This window comes from Paenimyroides aestuarii (genome assembly GCF_024628805.1).
Classification (GTDB): domain Bacteria; phylum Bacteroidota; class Bacteroidia; order Flavobacteriales; family Flavobacteriaceae; genus Flavobacterium; species Flavobacterium aestuarii_A.
The window spans coordinates 1,864,454-1,885,361 of the sequence record NZ_CP102382.1 but is presented as its reverse complement, the minus strand read 5'-3'; the positions used below and the strand labels follow the sequence as shown (position 1 = coordinate 1,885,361).

At 34.5% G+C, this 20,908-nt stretch carries 21 protein-coding genes and 1 other RNA gene; 12 read left to right on the top strand and 10 right to left on the bottom strand.

Going from position 1 to position 20,908, the window contains the following annotated elements:
- Positions 1 to 6: 6 nt before the first annotated feature.
- From porQ to NPX36_RS09060, 6 genes are all read right to left on the bottom strand, one after another.
- Positions 7 to 1,017, bottom strand: a complete 1,011-nt coding sequence (gene porQ / locus NPX36_RS09085; protein ID WP_257498418.1) for a type IX secretion system protein PorQ — start codon at positions 1,015 to 1,017, stop codon at positions 7 to 9.
- Positions 1,018 to 1,124: 107 nt separating this feature from the next.
- Positions 1,125 to 1,754 (bottom strand): hypothetical protein, encoded by a 630-nt coding sequence (locus tag NPX36_RS09080; RefSeq protein WP_257498417.1) that lies wholly within the window; start codon positions 1,752 to 1,754, stop codon positions 1,125 to 1,127.
- Positions 1,755 to 1,822: 68 nt separating this feature from the next.
- Entirely contained in the window at positions 1,823 to 4,288 is a 2,466-nt protein-coding gene (gene lon, locus NPX36_RS09075) for an endopeptidase La (RefSeq protein WP_257498416.1), read from the bottom strand.
- Between the two features lie 144 nt (positions 4,289 to 4,432).
- Entirely contained in the window at positions 4,433 to 5,029 is a 597-nt protein-coding gene (locus NPX36_RS09070) for a hypothetical protein (protein ID WP_257498415.1), read from the bottom strand.
- A gap of 84 nt (positions 5,030 to 5,113) precedes the next feature.
- Positions 5,114 to 6,424, bottom strand: a complete 1,311-nt coding sequence (locus NPX36_RS09065) for an MFS transporter (protein ID WP_257498414.1) — start codon at positions 6,422 to 6,424, stop codon at positions 5,114 to 5,116.
- Between the two features lie 38 nt (positions 6,425 to 6,462).
- Positions 6,463 to 7,269: a M48 family metallopeptidase gene (locus NPX36_RS09060; RefSeq protein WP_257498413.1), complete on the bottom strand. Its 807-nt coding sequence runs from the start codon at positions 7,267 to 7,269 to the stop codon at positions 6,463 to 6,465.
- A 90-nt stretch (positions 7,270 to 7,359) separates the two neighbouring features.
- On the opposite strand from NPX36_RS09060, the gene NPX36_RS09055 reads away from it, so the two are divergent.
- Together NPX36_RS09055 and msrB are read left to right on the top strand one after the other, a co-directional pair.
- A complete protein-coding gene (locus NPX36_RS09055) occupies positions 7,360 to 8,214 on the top strand; it encodes an alpha/beta fold hydrolase (protein WP_257498412.1) in 855 nt (284 codons plus the stop codon).
- Positions 8,215 to 8,296: 82 nt separating this feature from the next.
- Complete coding sequence (msrB, locus tag NPX36_RS09050; RefSeq protein WP_257498411.1) at positions 8,297 to 8,680, top strand: peptide-methionine (R)-S-oxide reductase MsrB; 384 nt, start codon at positions 8,297 to 8,299, stop codon at positions 8,678 to 8,680.
- On the opposite strand, the gene NPX36_RS09045 is transcribed toward msrB, so the two are convergent.
- On the bottom strand, positions 8,677 to 9,405 hold the full coding sequence (locus NPX36_RS09045) for a biotin--[acetyl-CoA-carboxylase] ligase (RefSeq protein WP_257498410.1): 729 nt from the start codon (positions 9,403 to 9,405) through the stop codon (positions 8,677 to 8,679). The genes msrB and NPX36_RS09045 overlap by 4 nt on opposite strands.
- Before the next feature lie 86 nt (positions 9,406 to 9,491).
- On the opposite strand from NPX36_RS09045, the gene rsfS reads away from it, so the two are divergent.
- From rsfS to NPX36_RS09010, 7 genes are all read left to right on the top strand, one after another.
- Complete coding sequence (gene rsfS / locus NPX36_RS09040) at positions 9,492 to 9,872, top strand: ribosome silencing factor (protein WP_257498409.1); 381 nt, start codon at positions 9,492 to 9,494, stop codon at positions 9,870 to 9,872.
- Between the two features lie 7 nt (positions 9,873 to 9,879).
- Entirely contained in the window at positions 9,880 to 11,820 is a 1,941-nt protein-coding gene (gene ftsH, locus NPX36_RS09035) for an ATP-dependent zinc metalloprotease FtsH (protein WP_257498408.1), read from the top strand.
- Positions 11,821 to 11,928: 108 nt separating this feature from the next.
- Entirely contained in the window at positions 11,929 to 12,528 is a 600-nt protein-coding gene (locus NPX36_RS09030) for an LUD domain-containing protein (protein WP_257498407.1), read from the top strand.
- 1 nt (position 12,529) lies between these two features.
- On the top strand, positions 12,530 to 13,324 hold the full coding sequence (locus tag NPX36_RS09025) for a phosphatidate cytidylyltransferase (protein WP_257498406.1): 795 nt from the start codon (positions 12,530 to 12,532) through the stop codon (positions 13,322 to 13,324).
- Positions 13,324 to 13,977, top strand: a complete 654-nt coding sequence (locus NPX36_RS09020; protein WP_257498405.1) for a phosphatidylserine decarboxylase family protein — start codon at positions 13,324 to 13,326, stop codon at positions 13,975 to 13,977. The genes NPX36_RS09025 and NPX36_RS09020 overlap by 1 nt, the downstream gene beginning before the upstream one ends.
- On the top strand, positions 13,978 to 14,238 hold the full coding sequence (locus NPX36_RS09015) for an acyl-CoA-binding protein (RefSeq protein ID WP_257498404.1): 261 nt from the start codon (positions 13,978 to 13,980) through the stop codon (positions 14,236 to 14,238).
- A 4-nt stretch (positions 14,239 to 14,242) separates the two neighbouring features.
- Entirely contained in the window at positions 14,243 to 15,007 is a 765-nt protein-coding gene (locus tag NPX36_RS09010) for a superoxide dismutase (RefSeq protein WP_317618255.1), read from the top strand.
- 49 nt (positions 15,008 to 15,056) lie between these two features.
- On the opposite strand, the gene NPX36_RS09005 is transcribed toward NPX36_RS09010, so the two are convergent.
- From NPX36_RS09005 to NPX36_RS08995, 3 genes are read right to left on the bottom strand one after another with little or no spacing between them, the layout of a single operon-like run.
- On the bottom strand, positions 15,057 to 15,800 hold the full coding sequence (locus NPX36_RS09005; RefSeq protein ID WP_317618254.1) for a hypothetical protein: 744 nt from the start codon (positions 15,798 to 15,800) through the stop codon (positions 15,057 to 15,059).
- Positions 15,801 to 15,820: 20 nt separating this feature from the next.
- The gene (locus tag NPX36_RS09000) at positions 15,821 to 18,277 is read right to left on the bottom strand and encodes a TonB-dependent receptor (protein WP_257498403.1); all 2,457 of its coding nucleotides are present in this window, start codon (positions 18,275 to 18,277) and stop codon (positions 15,821 to 15,823) included.
- Between the two features lie 10 nt (positions 18,278 to 18,287).
- Complete coding sequence (locus tag NPX36_RS08995; RefSeq protein ID WP_257498402.1) at positions 18,288 to 19,958, bottom strand: M23 family metallopeptidase; 1,671 nt, start codon at positions 19,956 to 19,958, stop codon at positions 18,288 to 18,290.
- A gap of 156 nt (positions 19,959 to 20,114) precedes the next feature.
- Here NPX36_RS08995 and NPX36_RS08990 point away from each other — a divergent pair, with 156 nt between their 5' ends.
- From NPX36_RS08990 to ssrS, 3 genes are all read left to right on the top strand, one after another.
- Complete coding sequence (locus tag NPX36_RS08990) at positions 20,115 to 20,414, top strand: hypothetical protein (protein ID WP_257498401.1); 300 nt, start codon at positions 20,115 to 20,117, stop codon at positions 20,412 to 20,414.
- Between the two features lie 9 nt (positions 20,415 to 20,423).
- Positions 20,424 to 20,729: a cell division protein ZapA gene (locus tag NPX36_RS08985; RefSeq protein WP_257498400.1), complete on the top strand. Its 306-nt coding sequence runs from the start codon at positions 20,424 to 20,426 to the stop codon at positions 20,727 to 20,729.
- Between the two features lie 55 nt (positions 20,730 to 20,784).
- Positions 20,785 to 20,891: non-coding RNA, 6S RNA (gene ssrS / locus NPX36_RS08980), on the top strand.
- Positions 20,892 to 20,908 lie beyond the last annotated feature (17 nt).

The window sequence follows — 20,908 nt, the reverse complement described above, 5'->3', positions numbered from 1 at the left end:
AAAATATTACAGTTTTACCGACAAGCCAAATAAATTGGTGTTTCCTGCCAAGGTAAATCGGTTATAGGCATATTCAAATCGAAAACGCTTAACTTGTAAGCCAAATCCGGCGGTAAATCCGGCGAAGTGTCTTTGCTCTAAAATCCGCATTTCTTCGCCATTTCTAAAGTTGTATCCCAAGCGAACATTGAAATTCTTTTCAGGAAAAAACTCTACTCCAAACACCACATGTCGCAACAAATTGTTTCCAAAACTTACTTCTTCTTGGGTAACATTGTTTTCTAAATCTACTTGTGAACGGTTGGGATTAGAAAATGAAACATCCCATTGCTGCAAGTTTTCAAGGGTGAAATGCCAACGAATAGGCACGTTTTCTAGCAATTTACTTACACCAACAACTGCTTCAAAAGGCAATGATTCGCGTGTATCTTCGTAACTTGAAAGTTGACCGCCCAAATTTTTAAAAGTTAAACCAACGGTCCAACCACTGTCTTTATCATTATACAATCCACCAATATCAGCAGCCACAGCAAAAGAGTTATAGCTTTCTAAAGTCGATGAAATTGCTTTTAAATTGGCACCTACCGAAAAATTGGTATTGCTGAAAGGATGTGCATATCCAACGGAAACTGCCACGTCGCTTCCTGAAAAAGAACCAGTACTCACTCCGTTTTCATCATATCCATCAATAGAACCATATCCTAAATAAGTGACCCCAAAATGAACGTTTCTTCCATTTTTTAATTGATGTGCATAAGCAGCCGCTCCTAAACTTATATCACCATAATAACTACCAAAATTAGCAGCCAGCATATTGTTCATTTCTGCATTTAATGATGCTGGATTATAGAGCACCTGATTTACTTCATTGCCGGTTATGGTAACGTTACTGCCTCCTAAAGCCGCTTGTTTTGGCGATGTGGGCATTTGTAAAAACTGATAAGCATCTCTGCCGCCTACTTGTGCAGTAGCAGTTGTGAGTGTTATAAATGAAACTAAGGTGTATAGTTTGCGCATGTTTAGTGAAATTACATGAAAACGAATATATAACTTTATAACGACAGAATAAAAAAATTGGTATGTTTTTGTGTGGAAAATTATTAAGAAACTTTTATTTAATTTGATTAAAATTTCTCAAACTGTTCAATTTCTTTATCTAGAAATATAAGATGGGATAAAACAAAGCTGTAACCTTTGTACTCATTTTTCTTAGAATTCAAAATATATAAAAACTCATAGTCTTCTATTCCACCCAAAAGTTTTTTAACTGATAAGTCTTTATATTGTTTTTTATAATGATTTATTTTAGAGAATATTCCCTTAGCATTCGAACTATAATTTGCTATTAAAAAAGAGTAATATTCAGAGTTTGGATTATCTGTACTCATTTCATTTATAGATAATTTATAATTTTTGTTATCATAAGATATATACTTAAAAGTAAATACTTCATTTGTTTCAATATCTTTTATAAAGCCTGAATATTTTGGTAATGCATAAGTATATGTTGGAGCTGAAAATTTATGAACATAATATATTAATTCAGTTTTTGATTGTAGATAATGTTCTAATCCACAATAAATTGAATCGTTTATAGTCTCTAAATATTCTAAAAGTTCATTAAAAGACTCATCAGAACGATCTAAACCATTTTCCATATTCTTATTTGCATGTTTAATATTTTCAGAAAAAACATCTTGTGCAAATGAAATTTGAATTGAAAAAACTAAAATAACGAAGATTATATTTTTCATAATACTAATATAACAAAAAAGCTAATACATTTCTGTACTAGCTTTTATATTCAATTAATATATATTCATTAAGCCTCTTTAACCGTAAGTTCTTTTGCGTTTTTAACTTGTTGGTTGGTTAATGCAATATCAATCACCTCGGTCATTTTATCCACGTAATGGAACGTTAAACCTGTTAAATATTCGGGTTTTATCTGGTCGATATCGCGTTTATTTTCTTTGCACAAAATAATTTCTTTGATACTTGCGCGTTTTGCTGCCAATATCTTTTCTTTGATACCACCCACCGGAAGTACTTTTCCACGCAAAGTAATTTCACCGGTCATTGCTATGTTTTTCTTGATTTTACGTTGTGTAAAACTCGAAACCATTGATGTTAACATAGCAATACCAGCCGATGGACCATCTTTCGGAGTGGCACCTTCTGGAACGTGTACGTGAATTTTGTATTTATCAAATATTTTTACATCAATTCCAAACAAATTACTGTTCGATTTGATGTATTCTAGCGCAATCGTTGCCGATTCTTTCATTACATTACCCAGATTTCCAGTCATGGTGAGCGTTCCTTTTCCTTCAGAAAGTATCGATTCAATAAACAGAATATCTCCTCCAACACGGGTCCACGCCAAACCAGTAACCACACCAGCAACATCGTTTGTTTCGTATTTATCGTAATCAAATTTCGGAGCTCCTAAAATGGTAACTATGTCTTCTTCAGTCAATTTTTCATTGTAAGCTTCTTCTAAAACAATCGATTTTGCTATAAATCGTGCAATATTTGCCACTTGTTTATCTAATTTGCGAACTCCTGATTCGCGGGTATATTTAGTTACGATAAATTCCATTACTTTTTTAGGAATAGTTACCGATTTTGATCCTAAACCATGCTCTTTTAATTGTTTTGGAAGTAAATGTTGCTTTAAAATTTCAATTTTTTCTTCTATGGTATAACCGTTCATTTCGATTATTTCCATTCGATCCAATAAAGCTGGCTGAATAGTATTTAAACTGTTTGATGTTGCTATAAACATGACCTTCGACAAATCGAACCCTAATTCTAAAAAGTTGTCATAGAATTCTTTGTTTTGTTCTGGATCTAAAACTTCTAGCATCGCACTCGACGGATCGCCTTGATGACTGCTTGAAAGTTTATCAATTTCATCTAGAACAAACACCGGATTTGATGTTTTTGCTTTTTTGATAGATTGAATAATGCGTCCGGGCATGGCTCCAATATAGGTTTTTCGATGACCGCGAATTTCGGCTTCATCTCGAAGTCCGCCTAGCGAAATACGAACATATTCACGGCCTAAAGCTGTTGCGATTGATTTACCTATTGATGTTTTACCCACACCAGGCGGTCCGTATAAACACAAAATAGGCGATTTCATATCGTTTCGAAGCTTTAAAACAGCCATGTGCTCTAGCACACGACGTTTTACATCTTCTAAACCGTAGTGGTCTTTATCTAAAATTTTCTTGGCATTTTTAAGGTCAAATTTGTCTTTTGTATATTCATTCCAAGGCAGTTCCAGCAAAAGCTCCAAATAATTTCTTTGGATAGAAAACTCGGCAACCTGCGGATTCATGCGTTGCATTTTACTCAACTCCTTATCAAAATGTTCTTGAATTTTAGCATCCCATTTTTTTGCCTTTGCTTTTGCACGCATTTCTTCGAGTTCCTGCTCGTGTGAAACGCCACCTAACTCTTCTTGAATGGTTTTTATTTGCTGATTTAAGAAATATTCCTTTTGCTGTTGATCTAAATCTACGCGAACTTTGGTTTGAATATCATTTTTAAGATTTAGTTTTTGCAACTCAAGATTCATGCGTCGCAGCGTTTCCAAAGCACGTTCTTTTAGGTTGTTGTTTTCTAAAAGCGCTTGTTTATCGGCCACATCAAGGTTTAGATTAGATGCCACAAAATTCACTAAAAACGAATTGCTTTCAATATTTTTAATAGCAAAAGCAGCTTCAGATGGAATACTTGGGTTTTCGCGGATGATTTCTTGGGCAGTTTCTTTTATAGATTCAATAATCGCATGAAATTCTATATCGTTTGTTTCGGGCTTTATTTCCAAAACATCTTTCGTGCTGGCTTTGATATAAGGATTCTCTTGCAAAACTGTATCAATAGCAAAATTCTTTTTACCCTGCAAAATCACTGTGATGTTGCCATCGGGCAATTTTAGGGTTTTTAAAATTTTTGCAACCGTTCCAAAACGATAAATTTCGTTTCCGGTTGGAACCTCAACCGATTCATTTAACTGAGCCACCACACCAATTGTTCGGTCGCCCGCCAACGCATCATTAATAAGTTTTATTGATTTATCGCGACCAGCAGTTATCGGAATTACTACCCCTGGAAACAAAACCATGTTTCGCAATGGTAGAATACTAAGCTCTGCAGGGATTTCTTCTTTGTTCATTGCCTCTTCATCTTCTTGAGAAAACAAAGGAATAAATTCTGCATTTGAATCTAAGTCTTGAAGTGACAAATTGTCTAATGATATAATTTTTTCTTGTGCCATAAATATTTTATAAGTCAAAATGTCATTATTTTATCTTAATAACATTTCAAAACATGTTGTTTACTGTATTTTAAATATATCAAGTAAATGTTTCAATATTTATGCCAATAAAAAAACGCCTTACAAATTGTAAGACGTTTTGTTTTATTCGTATCTCAAATAGTTGAAAGATCCTGTTGTTAGCCTTTGTGGATCGAATGGGGTTCCTTCCTCTGGAAACAAAATCAATTCAAAATTTCCATTCAAATATTTTGCGTTTGAGTTTACTCTGGTTATGTTGGAATAGCCCGCATTTTGATTCTCATCGGCATTGTCAGTTAAATATTCTACCCACACCTTTTGCATCACACCTTCATCATCGGCTACATATTCTTGAATCAATAACCTTGCATCACAAACTAGATTACTCGGATTTTCAACACTTAACTGTGTGGGAAAGTTACCAATTTCTAAGCTACTATAGTTAATATATAGATAAGCAGGTCTATATCTAGTTTCAGGGTTTGAAGTATCCTCCTCATTCACCAATGATAATTTTGCTGTAATGGTCATGCCTCCGTTTGGAAAACCAACAGAAACATCGTCAGAAGTTACAGTTTGTTTCCCGTTTAAGTTAAAACTAAATAATGTTTTACCTGTTAAGGTTTCGTCATTTAACGTTTCATCAATAGGTTCTGTTTCACAAGATGCAAATCCAGCTGCTAAAACTACCGATGCCAAAATATATTTTAATTTTCTCATAAGAATTACTAAGAATGTTAAATTTATCCAAATATAAAATTATTTTTTTTACATACGAAAGTATTTTTAAAAATATTATTTTTTTTAACTTATACGTTCCTTTTTTGCTGTTTTTATTAATAGAAATATACCTACTGCAAAGAATACAATCAAAAATAAGATAGCATTTTGCATTTTTCCTGTTATTTGAGCGATCATTCCATAAAATAGCATTCCTATTACTATTCCAATTTTTTCGGTAACATCATAAAAACTAAAAAAAGAGGTGGTGTCGGTGGTATTTTCTGGCAACAATTTAGAATAGGTAGAACGCGACAGGGATTGAATACCTCCCATAACCATTCCAACCATTGCTGCAACAATATAAAAACTTATTGGTTTTACTACGAAATAGGCGCAAATACAGATAAAAATCCATGCTGTGTTTATAATAATCAAGGCTTTTAGATTGCCTACTTTTTTTGATAATCTTGAAGTTAAAATAGCTCCAATCACAGCTATTATTTGAATGAGCAGAATACTGATAATAAGCCCCATTTGTCGCTGATCATCACTTTCCCATTGCACTTCTTTTTCACCAAAATAGGCAGCAATAATCATTACAGTTTGTACAGCCATACTGTAAACGAAAAAGGCAAATAAATATCCTTTTAGAACAGGATACTGCTTTAATTCTTTATAAATTTTCTTTAATTCTTTAAAACCTGAAAAGAATGCTTGTGTATTTATTTTTTTTGAATTTCTGAAGTTTGGCAACAATCTGTAAGATATCTGACTGAATCCTAACCACCAAATTCCGACCAATACGAAGGAGAATTTCATTGCCTGCATAGGTCCATCAAAACCAAATAATTCACTTTTCATAACCATTGCTAAATTGATAATCAGCAAGATCACTGATCCAATATATCCCAATGAATATCCTTTGGCAGAAATAGCATCTTGTTGTTCAGGAAAAGCAATATCGGGCAGGTATGAATTGTAAAAAACTAAACTTCCCCAGAAACCAATCAGCGCCATCATATAAAAGAGCAAGCTTGTGTATAAATTTTCTAAATCGAAGAAATAAAGCATCATACATGAGAGCGATCCAATCAAACAAAATAATTTCAAAAAAAACTTTTTGTTTCCTAAATAATCAGCAACACCTGATAGCAAAGGCGAAATAAAAGCTATTATTAAAAATCCAATAGCTGTAACATAACTTATTATGGATTCGCTAGGTGTTTCGATGCCAAAAAACGAGGTGGATGTTTTGCCTTCTATCCTAAATAACGCGCCATAAAACAACGGAAAAATGGAAGAAGAAATCACCAAGGCATATACTGAATTTGCCCAATCGTAAAAGGCCCATGCGTTTAGAACCTTTTTGTCGCCTTTTATAAATGTTTTCATAAAGATAAAAAGGCAGCTTTTAAACTGCCTTTATAAAATTAATATTTTTTACCAAATTTAGCGGCTTCTGCCTTTGCCACAGGTATTAATTTTTGAATATTCGAAATACGGGTTTTATCGCTTGGGTGCGTACTTAATATTTCTGGGGTACTACTGCCTCCTTGTGCAGACATTCTTTGCCAGAATGAAATGGCGTTATCAGGATTGTATCCAGCAATTGCCATTAATATCAAACCAATTCGATCTGCTTCTGATTCGTGTTTGCGGCTAAAAGGCATCATTCCAAGCACGTTGCTACCAGCGCCATAAGCTGCCATTGCCATTTGCTGAGCTTCATTACTCATTTCACTAGTTCCAACGGCAACTCCTGCTCCTACTAACTGTTGCAAAAGTCCTGCACTCATACGCTGCTGTCCGTGATTTGCCAAAGCGTGTGCTACTTCGTGTCCCATAACGGTTGCCAAGCCCGCCTCACCTTGAGCTACTTTCATTAAACCTGAATAAACCACAATTTTTCCACCAGGCATACACCATGCATTCACAGCATTGTCTTGTACTAGTTTATATTCCCATTTGTAATCTTTCAAATAATTTGAGTATCCGTTTGCTTTTAACCATTGTTCGGATGCGTTTTTAATTTTCTCGCCAACGCGTTGTACCATTTGTGCGTCGCTGGTTCCTGTTACCACTTTATTCTCTTTTAAAAAGGCAGAATATTGCTGGAACGAAGATGCAAACAGCGAACTGTCTGGAACAAAAGCCATTGTCTTCTTTCCTGTAAACGGATTGGTAGCACATGAGAGCACAAGTGCTGCACAAACAGATAGTACTAATACTTTTTTCATAGTAATAAATTTTTAATCAATTAATTTTTTCTAAAAATATAAAATATTCCCAAGAATACCTTTTAACTTTGTGTGTAAATTTATGAAATCATGGTGAAAAAACAAGCAAAAGTTTTAGAAGTTCCGGGCTATATAAAAAACACCTCTCGTGTTTTAAGCAGACTGAACAAAAAATTAGCTGCGGCTTTTGCTTTAAGGCTTTTCGAAACTCCTATAAAACACAAATTGCCAAAACGTGAACAAAAAATGTTCGAGGCTTCGCATAAATCCAAACTATTATTACCCGAAAGCAAAAAAGAAGTGGTGGTTTATGAGAATAAATTCGGATCGAAAAAGGTATTATTGGTTCACGGATGGAATGGCCGCGGCACGCAGTTGGTATCAATAGCAAAAGCGTTTAAAGAATTGAATTATACCATTATTAGTTTCGATGCTCCCGGACACGGCAAAAGCACTAAAACCACAGCCAATATGAAACATTTTATTGAAACAATTTTTTTATTGAACAAAAAATACAATGGTTTTGACGCAATCATCGGTCATTCTTTAGGAGGAATGAGCGTTATTAATTGTTTAGGGCGAGGCCTACAAACAAACAAAGCAGTAATCATTGGTAGCGGAAACAGAACAAAAGACATTACGAATGAATTTTTAGACACCATTGGAATGAGCAGAAAAATAACACCACATTTGATTCATCTTTTTGAACAAAAATACAATGATAAAATGATTCATTATGATGTGGAACAACATACTGAAAAGGTAGCAACGCCGGTGTTGGTAATTCACGATAAAAATGATAAAGATGTGCCTTTCACCGCAGCAGAAACCATACACCAAACACTACCTAACAGCGAATTAATGATTACTAATGGATTAGGACACCGAAAAATTTTAGGAGATGAAGCAGTTATTCAAAAAATCGTACAATTTGTTACCCTTTAAAATATTTTGGATATTTTTATGTGTACAATTAATAAGTTGCAAAGAACATCATGCAACTGCCCAACCCCAAACAACAAAAGCTATGACAGAACAAGATTGGAAAGAAAAATTAACTCCAGAAGAATATTACATTCTGCGTGAGAAAGGCACAGAACGACCTTTTAGTGGAAAATACAATGATTTTTTTGAAAAAGGAACGTATGTTTGCGCTGCATGTGGCCACAAACTATTTGATTCAAATACAAAATACAACTCTTCATGTGGTTGGCCCTCTTTTGACCAAGCAATAGAAGGATCAGTAATTTATACCAAAGATACTTCGCACGGAATGATACGAACTGAAGTTACTTGTGCAAACTGTGGTGGTCATTTAGGACACGTTTTCGATGACGGGCCGCAAGAAACCACCGGAACACGCTATTGTATGAACTCTGTTTCACTAAAGTTTATTCCTGAAGAAAACTAATACATCAATTTCACTTCCTTTAAATTATAATAGTGTAAACCGTCGTCTTCGCGCAAAACCACCAATTGCCCTTGGCGGTTTACACCCTTTATTATTCCATTAAAAACAATTCCTTCTTGGTCTTGAAAACTACAAACGCACTCTTTTTTAAAAAGATATTCATGAAAAAACGTCCATTGATTTTCTTCTTCGTCTTTTAAATTATTTGCGAAAAACTCTAAAAAAAATACAATTTTTTGAAGCAACTCTTCCCTATTGAGCTTTATGCCAAATTGTTTAAAAACAGATGATGCGTTTGGAAAATTAGTAAAATCAGTTTGTTCTAAATTAATTCCGATACCAACAATCGAAGAAAATCTGCCATCTGTTTGAATGGAATTTTCTATTAAAATACCGGCAATTTTTTTATTTCCTGCCAAAATGTCGTTTGGCCATTTAATCGATATATCTTTCAAATTAAAAAAATGCAAGGCTTTTACAACCGCATTTGCAACCATTACATTCCATGTAAACAAATCATCAATCAATAAGAAATCTGCACTCACATACGTGCTAAATGTTAGGTTTTTAGCACCTTCAGTCACCCACGATGCGCCCATTTGACCTTTTCCCTTTGTTTGAATAGCTGACCAAACAACAGTGAAATCATCAATTTTTGAAGCAACTGACAACTGTTTTAAAAAATCGTTTGTAGAAGATATGGCACTGAGTTTGATTAAATGCATTATATATAGTATCTTTAAGACAAAAATAACTTTTTAAGACGATACTATTTTGATAAATTTGCAATAATTAAGTACAAAATATATACATGAACGAAAACAAAAAGAACAACGAGGCACTTTTAGCCTTGATTATAGAAGGAATAGAAAACGTAAAAGGAGAAAATATTACTATTTTGGACTTAAGATCCATCGAAAATACAGCTTGCGACTACTTTGTAATTTGTGATGGAAATTCTAATACACAAGTAAATGCCATTTCGGGTTCTGTGCAACGCACGGTGTCAAAAGAATTAAAAGACAAACCTTGGCACGTGGAAGGAACCGATCAAGCCAATTGGGTTTTAATGGATTACATTAACATTGTGGTTCATATCTTTCAAAAAGAAACCCGCGACTATTATAATATAGAAGACTTGTGGGGCGATGCTAAAATAACACAAGTAACTTCTAACCAATCAACACAGTAATTAATTTATGAAGAATCCCGTAAATAATAAGCCCAAGTACAATCCTTGGATGCTTTATGCAGGTATTATTTTTGTACTATTCGCCATTTCACTGACCACCGGAGGCGGCGGTTTTGGAGATGGAAAAACGATTGGTCTTTCTAAATTTTATCAATATTTAGATAACAGCCAAGTAGAAAAAGTGGTATTTAGCAACTCTTCTGCACAAGTTTTTTTAAATGAAAGTGTAAAAAGCAATCCTGAACATCAGAAAAACAGCAAACCCACTTTGCTTAGCAATATGGCAAGTGGTCCGGATTATGTGGTAGAAATTGCCAATAAAGATCTATTTGAAGAACGTTTAACACAAGCCCTTGCCGATGGTAAAATTAAAGAATTTACTACCGAAAAAGAAAGCAATTGGGGCAGCATTCTATTATCACTTTTACCTATCATTTTAATTCCAGTTGTATGGATTTTTATGATGCGCCGCATGGGCGGAGGTGCCGGTGGTGGTGGTGGACAAATTTTTTCGATTGGAAAATCACGAGCACGATTGTTCGATGAAAAGAATGACACTCGCACCACATTTAGCGATGTTGCTGGTTTAGAAGGTGCAAAAGAAGAAATCCAAGAAATTGTAGAGTTTCTAAAAAATCCTGAAAAATACACCTCAATTGGAGGTAAAATTCCAAAAGGTGCATTATTAGTGGGACCACCCGGAACTGGTAAAACGTTATTAGCAAAAGCAGTGGCTGGTGAGGCGCAAGTACCATTCTTCTCGCTTTCAGGTTCAGATTTCGTGGAAATGTTTGTAGGAGTAGGTGCATCGCGAGTGCGTGATTTGTTTAAACAAGCAAAAGAAAAATCGCCTGCCATTATCTTTATCGATGAAATTGATGCCATTGGTAGAGCGCGTGGAAAATCGAATTTTTCAGGATCAAATGACGAGCGCGAAAACACCTTGAATCAGTTGCTAACAGAAATGGATGGTTTTGGAACCAATACCAACGTAATCGTTTTAGCAGCTACAAACCGGGCAGAAATTTTAGACAAAGCTTTGATGCGTGCCGGACGTTTTGACAGACAAATTTATGTGGATTTGCCAGATGTAAACGAGCGTAAGCAAATTTTTGCAGTTCACTTGAAAAAAATAAAAAAAGTAGAAAATCTTGATTTGGATTTTCTTGCTAAACAAACACCTGGGTTTTCCGGTGCAGATATCGCAAATGTTTGTAACGAAGCTGCTTTAACTGCTGCTCGAAAAGGCAAAACCGAAGTTGATAAACAAGACTTTTTAGATGCTGTGGACAGAATTGTGGGTGGTTTAGAAAAGAAAAACAAAATAATTACCCCTGAAGAAAAATATGCCATTGCCATTCACGAAGCTGGGCACGCAACTGTTTCTTGGTTAACAGAGCATGCCGCACCGTTAGTGAAAGTAACCATTGTGCCTCGCGGTATGAGTTTAGGTGCTGCATGGTACTTGCCTGAAGAGCGCCAAATTGTTCGCACCGAGCAAATGTTAGATGAAATGTGTGCTACAATGGGCGGAAGAGCTGCTGAAAAAGTAATTTTCGATAAAATTTCTACAGGAGCATTAAGTGATTTAGAGAAAGTAAACAAACAAGCTCGAGCTATGGTAACCATTTATGGTTTGAATGATTCGTTAGGAAATATAACTTACTACGATTCATCAGGGCAAAGCGAATACAACTTTTCTAAACCTTATTCCGAAGAAACGGCAAAATTGATTGATAAAGAAATTTCAATGTTGATCGAAGGACAATATCAAAGAGCAATAACTTTATTAACCGATAATAAAGATAAATTAATCCAACTTGCTGATTTACTTTGTGAAAAAGAAGTGATCTTTAGAGAAGATTTAGAAGAAATTTTCGGCAAAAGACCATTTGATAAACCAGAAGTGATTGATGTTACTACCAACAACAATTCGGAAGTAATTTAAAACGAGCACTTTAACATATACCATAAAAACTTGGTTTAACCGTATGTTAAACCAAGTTTTTTTTTATCTTTGAACTATAATGGCCCTTAAATACTTTTTAATTAGCCAATGAATATATTTAAGAAAATTTTTAGCAGTTTTTCATCTTCTCATCAAAATAAAAATAATGAGGAAAGTAAATATCTGCCCGAAAAAGAAATACCTGTTGATGAGCAATTTACGCACAACTTTAAAATAAATGGCGGTAAATTTTTATATTGTGAGAATAATGAGGAACTAGAAGAAAACTTCATTAGTATTTTACAAGAAAACGATTGGTTTGAAACCGAAGCACTCACTTTTGAAAAAGGTTTGCAACACTTTTTAATTGATAATAAATTAAACTATAAAAACCCAACAAACCCGGTGTTTTTACTAACAAGTTGTGAAGGATTAATCGCACAAGACGGTTCGGTTTTATTATCATCTAAGCAGTTGTTTCACTACAAAACCAACGAACTGCCCGTAAACATTATTGTAATAGCAAAAGCCAGCCAAATAACACGCACAAAAAGTGATGGTTTGCGCAATATAAAAATGCGTTATACCAACGAAATTCCAACAAATATTACCACTATGCAGCATTTTAAAGAAAGTACGAACGATGATTTTCTGCAATATGGCATTCAAACCAAAAATGTGTATTTGTTATTATTAGAAGACTTTTAAAATGAACGAAGTAGTAAAACGCACCTTATCGGGTATTTTATATATTGCCTTGTTGGTGGGTGCCATTTTGTTTTCAAAGAATACGTTTATTGCTTTGTTTACTTTTTTTTATTTAATAGGTGTTTATGAGTTTTGCAAGCTCTACAAGATCAACAAAATAGTTGGGTGTACTCTTGCAATTGCATGGGCAATAACATTTATCTTGCTAAACAACACCGCCTACAATGCACTCTACTTATTGGTTTTACCTTTCAGTATCTATTTAATTGTTGACTTGTTCCAAAGAAAAACATCATCAACAAAAACTACATTTGTAAAATACCTGCATTTATCAGGTTATGTGATCATTCCTTTTATAATCATCACCCAATTGCCGTATCACTTAAAAAACTATACCCCTTTATTGCTATTAAGTATTTTTATAATGATATGGTGTAACGACACTTTTGCGTATATTTGTGGCAAACTTTTGGGAAAACATAAGCTTTTCGAGCGCATATCCCCCAAAAAAACAATAGAAGGTTTTATAGGCGGTTTAGTGTTTACACAAATAGCAGCTTATCTTTTATTTTTATACACCAATATGCAATTATCGCTTGCTTTCTGGATGTTAATTGCCGTTGTTGTTAGCTTTTTGGGAACGATTGGCGATTTAATTGAATCGAAATATAAACGATTAGCAGGTGTTAAAGACAGCGGAAATATCATGCCCGGACACGGCGGTATTTTAGACCGGTTAGACAGCATTTTATTTGCTGCACCATTTTTATTTTTAATTTATAAAATTGTGATGTAATGTTTCATAAAGAAGGCGCAAAAATAATTTTATTTTCACTTTTAATTGCAGTGATTGTTATCATTGGAGTAGAATACTTAATAACTATTCCTTGGCTCATAAAGACTATACAAATAATTGCATTGCTTTTTTTGGTTATTGTTTTGCAATTTTTCAGAAATCCAAACAGAGCTTTAGATGATATTGCAGACCACTTAATCGTGGCACCAGTTGACGGCAAAGTGGTTGTGATTGAAGAAGTCTATGAACCCGAATACTTCAAAGACAAACGCTTAATGGTATCCATTTTTATGTCGCCCATCAATGTGCACGTAACCAGATACGCCTTAAACGGAATGGTGAAATACAGTAAATATCACCCGGGCAAATACTTAGTAGCATGGCATCCAAAGGCTAGCGAAGAAAACGAACGCACCACTGTGGTGATTGATAATCCGGTGTATGGAGAAGTAATGTACCGACAAATTGCAGGCGCACTGGCCAAACGAATTGTAAACTATGCAAAAGTAGGTCATAGAGTAAACCAAGGCGATGATGCAGGGTTTATTAAATTTGGTTCACGCGTTGATTTATACCTGCCTTTGGGTACAAATATCAATGTGGAGCTGAACCAAAAAGCACGAGGAAACAAAACGGTCATAGCAAATAAATAAATGACAACCGATCTTAACACGCTATTTGCTGAAGCATACGAAAAAGCATCAAACACAAATAAACATTTAGCACCTGATGTTCGTTTAAGGTTATATGCTTATTACAAACAGGCTACCTTAGACTATTCTCATAATTTTCTGCATCAAGATATGGATTTAATCCGTGGATTTAAATTCAACGCATGGAAACAAGTTGCACATTTAACACAAGAAGACGCTAAAATTTTGTATATTGAACTCGTTAATTCATTAAATCTTTAATTGTATGAAAAAGAATGTTTTATTACTAACAGGTATTGCATCATTTTTACTTTTTAGCTGTAAAGACAAAGAAGAAATGATTGAAGTAGAGGTTCCAAGTGCTACCACTACCGAAGCTACGCCTGTAAATGGCGATCCCAAAACGGTAGTTGCAAATCAAGGTGCTTTTCAAATGAAAGGCCTTAATTACGGTTACAACGATTTAGAACCGTATATGGACGCTCAAACAGTTGAAACACATTATAGCAAACACCACTTAGGATATTGCAATAAATTAAACGACGCTGTAAAAGGAACGCCACTAGAAACCATGTCTATTGAAGAAATTTTAAATGGTTTAGATTTAAAAAATAGCGCATTGAGAAACAATGCAGGTGGTTACTACAATCACAATATTTTTTGGGAAATAATTGGTCCTAAAGCTGGCGGCAAACCAACTGGAAAAGTAGCTGAATTAATCAATAAAGATTTTGGAAGTTTTGATGCTTTTAAAACACAGTTCACAGATGCTGCTAAAGGATTATTTGGTTCTGGATGGGTTTGGTTGGTATATCAAAACGATGGTACACTAAAAATTACCACAACTACTAATCAAGACAATCCGTTAATGCCAAATGCTGAAGTAAAAGGGTATCCTTTGATGAATATTGATGTTTGGGAACATGCTTATTATTTAAAGTATAAAAATGAACGTCCTAAATACATTGAAAACTTCTGGCAATTGATAGACTGGAGTAAAGTAGAATACAGAATGTCTTTGGCTAAGTAATTTTAAAAAAAAAAATCGAACCTTAAAAACGTTCGATTTTTTTTATGCTTTATCCCAAAGGATTATATACTTGCGGTTGCCATTCCTCATCTAAAAGGTGAATATATGAATAATGCACGGCATCTTTTGAATCAAATTCGCCATTTTTGTTAATGTCTTCAATTGATCGGAAATACAATTTATCGTCGATCACCTGCCAATCAAGCAATTCCTGTAAATCTTTTGTAAGTTTGGTAAATTTCAAACCATTGATACTTGAAATGTAAAGTGCCTTGATATCGTTGTCATCATACTTTCCATCTTTATTAGTATCCATATCAACCAATGTATAAACCAAAAACTGTTTATTGGTTTTTAATGCCAATTCATCTAAATAATTTATAGAAAGAATTTCCATTTTATGGGTCGTCAATGGCTTTAACTCTAACGAATCTTTATGTTGAAACATCACATTGGTAATAAACCCTGTAATTTCAGGTGTGGAGTAATTTGAAATTTTGTAGCTTACCTGATTGTTTATTTTTGTGCTGCCGTAACGCGATGAACCGGTATTATATACCCGCACATTTCCCACTGGATGCAGCAAATAATTGGTTCCAGAGAATTTTATTGGTAAATCGGCAATTTTAATTTCGGTTGAATCTATTTTTTGGTAATTAACATCTGCAGTTTTTTCCTGATTCCCGTAAATTACCTTTGGTGTTTCTGCTTCTTTTTTGCATGAAGCAAAAACGGCTAAACTGATTGCTAAAAGCGTTAAATGGTATTTCATAAGCTTTAAATCTTCGTTCAAATATACATATTTTTAAAGTGTTACCAACTCATATTTAGTTTTAAATTAAACGTACGCATAGTCATACGGTTTGGTATGGCATACATTACTTTTGAATATACATCGCGCACCCAAGTGTTGGTGATGGCATTTTCATTGTTGAACAAATTGTAAATTTCAAAACCAACAGCCACTTCTTTAAAAGGTTGCAACCATTTTTTATTAGAGTTAAATGTTTGATCTTTAAAAATATACGAAAAACCAGCATCGCTTCGCATATAATTTTTCAAACGCAATTGATAATCATACGGATCTACATACGAGGGCGATCCGCCCGGCAATGGGGTGTTGTACACCTGATTCAAATACAATTTTAAGTTGGGAATGGCAGGCATATAGTCTTGAAACATTAATCCCAATTTTAAGCGTTGATCGGTTGGGCGGGCAATAAAACCTCGATTGTTATAATTTTCTTCGGTTTTTAAATATCCAACAGAAAACCAAGATTCAATTCCGGGAACAATTTCTCCGTTTATCCGCACATCTGCTCCGTAAACATACGCCTTTGCATTGTTATCGGCTCTGTATCTGATTCTTACATTTTCTAACGTATAGGTATTTACGTTGGAAAGGTCTTTATAGTACAATTCCGTAAACAATTTAAACGGAGTACTTTTTATTTTGAAACTATAATCATTCGACAAAACCACATGAATGGATTGCTGGGCTTTTACGTTTGGACGAATAGATCCATCCATTGCGCGCAATTCTCGATAACTTGGCGGTTGATGATACAAACCACCTGACAAACGAAACACCATATCGGTTTCCCAATCCGGTTTTATAGCAAACTGTGCACGCGGACTTACTGTAATTTGACCTTTAGAGGTTTCGTATCCTTCTGCAGCAACGTTCCAATAATGTGCACGCACGCCAAAATTTAGAAATGTTTCATGTTTCCCAATAGTTCCTCTTTTGTTCCATTGTGCAAAACCATTTAAGCGGTTAATTGTTACAAAATTAGTAGCACGAACGTTTTGAAAAGGCACTAATTCGCCTTGATAAGGTTCATAAGGTTGGTTGTTAGGTGTTGAAAAATAAGGATTTGCTAATGAAAACCCTGCTGAATCAATCACTTCCCATTCCAATAAACGGTCGCGGATGTCTTCGCTCACATAACGCACACCCCACTCTATCTCGGTTTCGTCTAACTTGTGTTGTCCTTTCATTTCGGCACTAACTATGAATGCATCGTAATTATTTCTACCGTGATTCAACTGCGACCCTAAACCTACCGTATATTCCACTTCGCCGGCATTTCCACCTAAATCTCCACTCACATTGCCCAATGCATAGCTTCCCCAAATGTCGTAATATTCTTCTTCTTTTGTATGATATGCCGATGCTATTAGGGTGTAGCTGTTTTGCAAATTCGGTTTAAAAACACCTTTCAAAGCACCAAAATATGTTTGGTATCGGTCTATTTCACCTCCTTGATAACGCACTTGTAATTCTTTAGCATCTTGAATGGTTCCAAACTTGGTTCGTTTAAAGAGCGGCGTATATTCATACACATTGCTCGATGCATTTAGCAACAAACTCCACTCCCATTTTGCTGTTGGTTGAAAAGTTATGAGCGATTGCGCGTCTAAAAAACGAGGTGTGAAATCTACATCCACATCTTGTGATTTTACCAACAATGCATTGTTTCGGTAGCGCACTCCGGTAATCGCCGTCCATTTTTTATTTTTTGAAGCAAGATCCACCGTAAGACCGCCTCCCAAAATACTGGCATCAAACGAGCCTCCAAATTGTGATGGTTTGCGGTAGGTGATGTCTAAAACAGATGACATTTTATCGCCGTATTTTGATTGAAATCCTCCGGATGAAAAATCTACTTTATCGGTCATTGAGGTATTTGTAAAGCTCAATCCTTCCTGCTGACCCGATCGAACTAAAAACGGACGATATACTTCTATCTCGTTTACATATACTAAGTTTTCGTCGTAATTTCCCCCACGAACTGCATATTGTGTTGACAATTCATTGTTTGAATAAACTCCGGGCAAGGTTTTCAAAAGATTTTCCACACCTGCATTTGCCCCAGGAATTTTCCGAATCACATCGGGCGATATAACGGTTGTACCTTCAAATCGCTTTCTTAAATTAGAATCAATTACAAGTTCTTTCAACTCTTCTGCGGCTGGACTTAAACGGATATTAAGCTCAAAAGATTGATTAGCTGCTACCGATTCTATATATGTTACTGGTTGATAATTTTCTGCTTGAAATTGAATAGTGATGTCATTGCCCGCTTCAACATCCATATAATAAAATCCGTTGGCATTGGTATAAACTTGCTTGTTTTGCGCTTGCACCATCACATTTTTTATAGGAAAATCTTGATCATTCAACACAACTCCTTTAATCTGAGCCGTTTGTGAAAAACCGCTTGCACAAAGCAACGCAAACAAAATACTGTATAGGTTTTTTTTCAAAATATCTTATTTAATTCACCACAATTGTTTGTTCAAATGTAGTATTATTTCCAACACGGTCGGCAACTTCCAATCGCAAAGTATTGCTACCGCTATTAAATTTTTTATCGCTTAATTTATGAATTATTTTTTTTGTTTTGTAATCATATTCCAATAAAATCCATTCATTGTTCAAATATCCGTTAAAAGTTCCAATTCCCGAAAGTTTATCTTCAATTTCAAAAACTAAATTATCATTGACCGAAAATTCGCTTTGGTTGTTTAAAAAATGAACAATTGGTTTTTCTGTGTCTGTAACCAATTGATACGTTCCCAATTCTTTTGTACGAATACGAAAATCATTCTCGCGCTTCCATGTATCAAAAAACTTGATTTTTTTCCCATCCACTTTCCCAATAAAAGTTTGATCTTTATTGGGATAATCTTCTGGCAGGATGATTTTTATGTTGATGTTTTTTTGCAAAGCATATTCGTCTTTATGCAGCACCAATCCATTTTCAATAAAATCGATTTTTAGGTACACATCTTCAAAAAAAGTACGTGCATCCCATTCAACTGACACATTTTTATCCTGAAAAACATAATCTTTCAAATAATCTATATATTTTCCCTCTGGTTGTGGTTGTGCCACAAGTTCATAATCGTGATATTTAATAGGAATTTCAATAGTTTGTTTGTTGTTATGCACATCAAAAACTTCAATTTTAAAATTCAAATCTTGAGCACCATCAACCAAAATCTTTCCATTGTTTTTTTGGGTTTTGATTAAATTTAAGGGCAATTCATTTAAAATAAATAATTTTTGAATTCTATTGCCCGATTGCTGGTAATATTTATAATCAATATATTCATTTAGATATTTAGATTCATCAAAAGAAAACTCATCGAAAACCACTTCAAAATACTTTGATCCATTCAAAAAAGTAACCAATTTATAAACTCCGTTTTTGCCTCGGCTTTTATTTTGAGTGTCGTGCGTATTGATGCCAAAACCAATCACTCCTTTTGCTTGAATGGTTTCACTTCGATAGGTGTTATTCACTTTATTTAATCCTACTTCAAAAAACGAATGGGAGTTGTTAATTATTGTTTCATTGGTCAGCGGATAAACAAAAACACCGTTTATGATAGGTTGCTCGGTATCGGTAACAGCTTCTTTTAATGAAAAAACCAACGGATTTAAAATATGTTCTGTTCGTGTGTTGCGAATTTCGTAGTGCAAATGCGGACCACCCGAACCGCCCGTATTTCCAATATAGCCAATGATATCGCCTTTTTTTACAGGTAGTTCGCTTGCCAATGGAAACAATTCCATTTCAAATTGTTTCAACTCATAATGATGCTTGTTTACATAATTTGCAATATCGTGTCCGTATGCATTCAAATGCCCGTAAACAGTGGTATAACCGTTATTGTGTTTCACATACAATGCCTTTCCATAGCCAAAACTACTCACTTTAATTCGGTTTACCACACCGTCTGCAGGAGCAAAAATGGGATCGCCAATTTTATAGTTAGCCGTAAAATCGATACCTGCATGAAAATGATTCGGACGCAACTCACCAAAAGTACCCGCAACCAATAGTGGAATTTTAATCGGCGGACTGAACTCTGTAATTGTATTCGTTTGCGCGAAACTATTCCAACAAAGCAGTGCAAAAAACAAAAATCGGTAAATCATACTTAAAAATTTAATTAAGAAGAAGATACCAAAAAAACGAATACCACAAAATAAAAATCAAAAAAAAATATCGGCTCGAATATGCGATTAATTGCAATTTTTTTTTTACTTTCGGTTAAAGAATTGTATTTTTGTATAAATTAGAATGCTCTATAAATGGAAAAGCTAAGTGACCTAACCAAAGCGGTTGAAACGAAGTTAAACAAACTTGTACAGCATTTGGAAAAAGTTGTAAAAGAAAATGAAGCTTTAAAAAGCGAACTTTTGCAACAACAAACACAGCAAAACGATTTGCAAGAAAAATATATGGGCTTACAAGAAAAGTATGATCAATTAAAAATTGCAAATTCGTTGTTGGGCAGTGAAGATTTTAAAAAAGAAACAAAACTAAAGATAAATTCATTAGTTCGAGAGATAGATCATTGCATATCACAATTAACGCACACAACTGATTAATTAACGGATATGGAAGAAAAACTAAAAATAAAAGTTTCTATTGCAGATCGCGTATATCCGTTAACGGTTACGCCCGACCAAGAAGAGGGCATACGAGCTGCTGTTAAGAAGATAGAAGCAATGACACTGCAACTTGAAGAAAATTTTGCAATGCGCGATAAACAAGATGTTTTGGCATTTTGTGCATTACAATTTGCTTCGCAAGTAGAACAAAATAGAATACAAAACGAAGAAGGTTTAGAAGATTCTAAAGAAAAATTAATGGAATTTAACAATAGTTTAGACACTATTTTATTAAAACATCATATAAAGTAACAACCTAATTTTTTAGGTTTGAAAATTACTGCTCACATTAGCTTCTGTTTGATAAACTCAACACTAACAAATTAAAATGGGCGAAGCATTATCACTATAGCATGCCATCTTTGAATGGATCCTTGAACGATAAGATAGCTCAAAACTTGTTTTCTAGAGTTTATGCAACTCTTCTAATG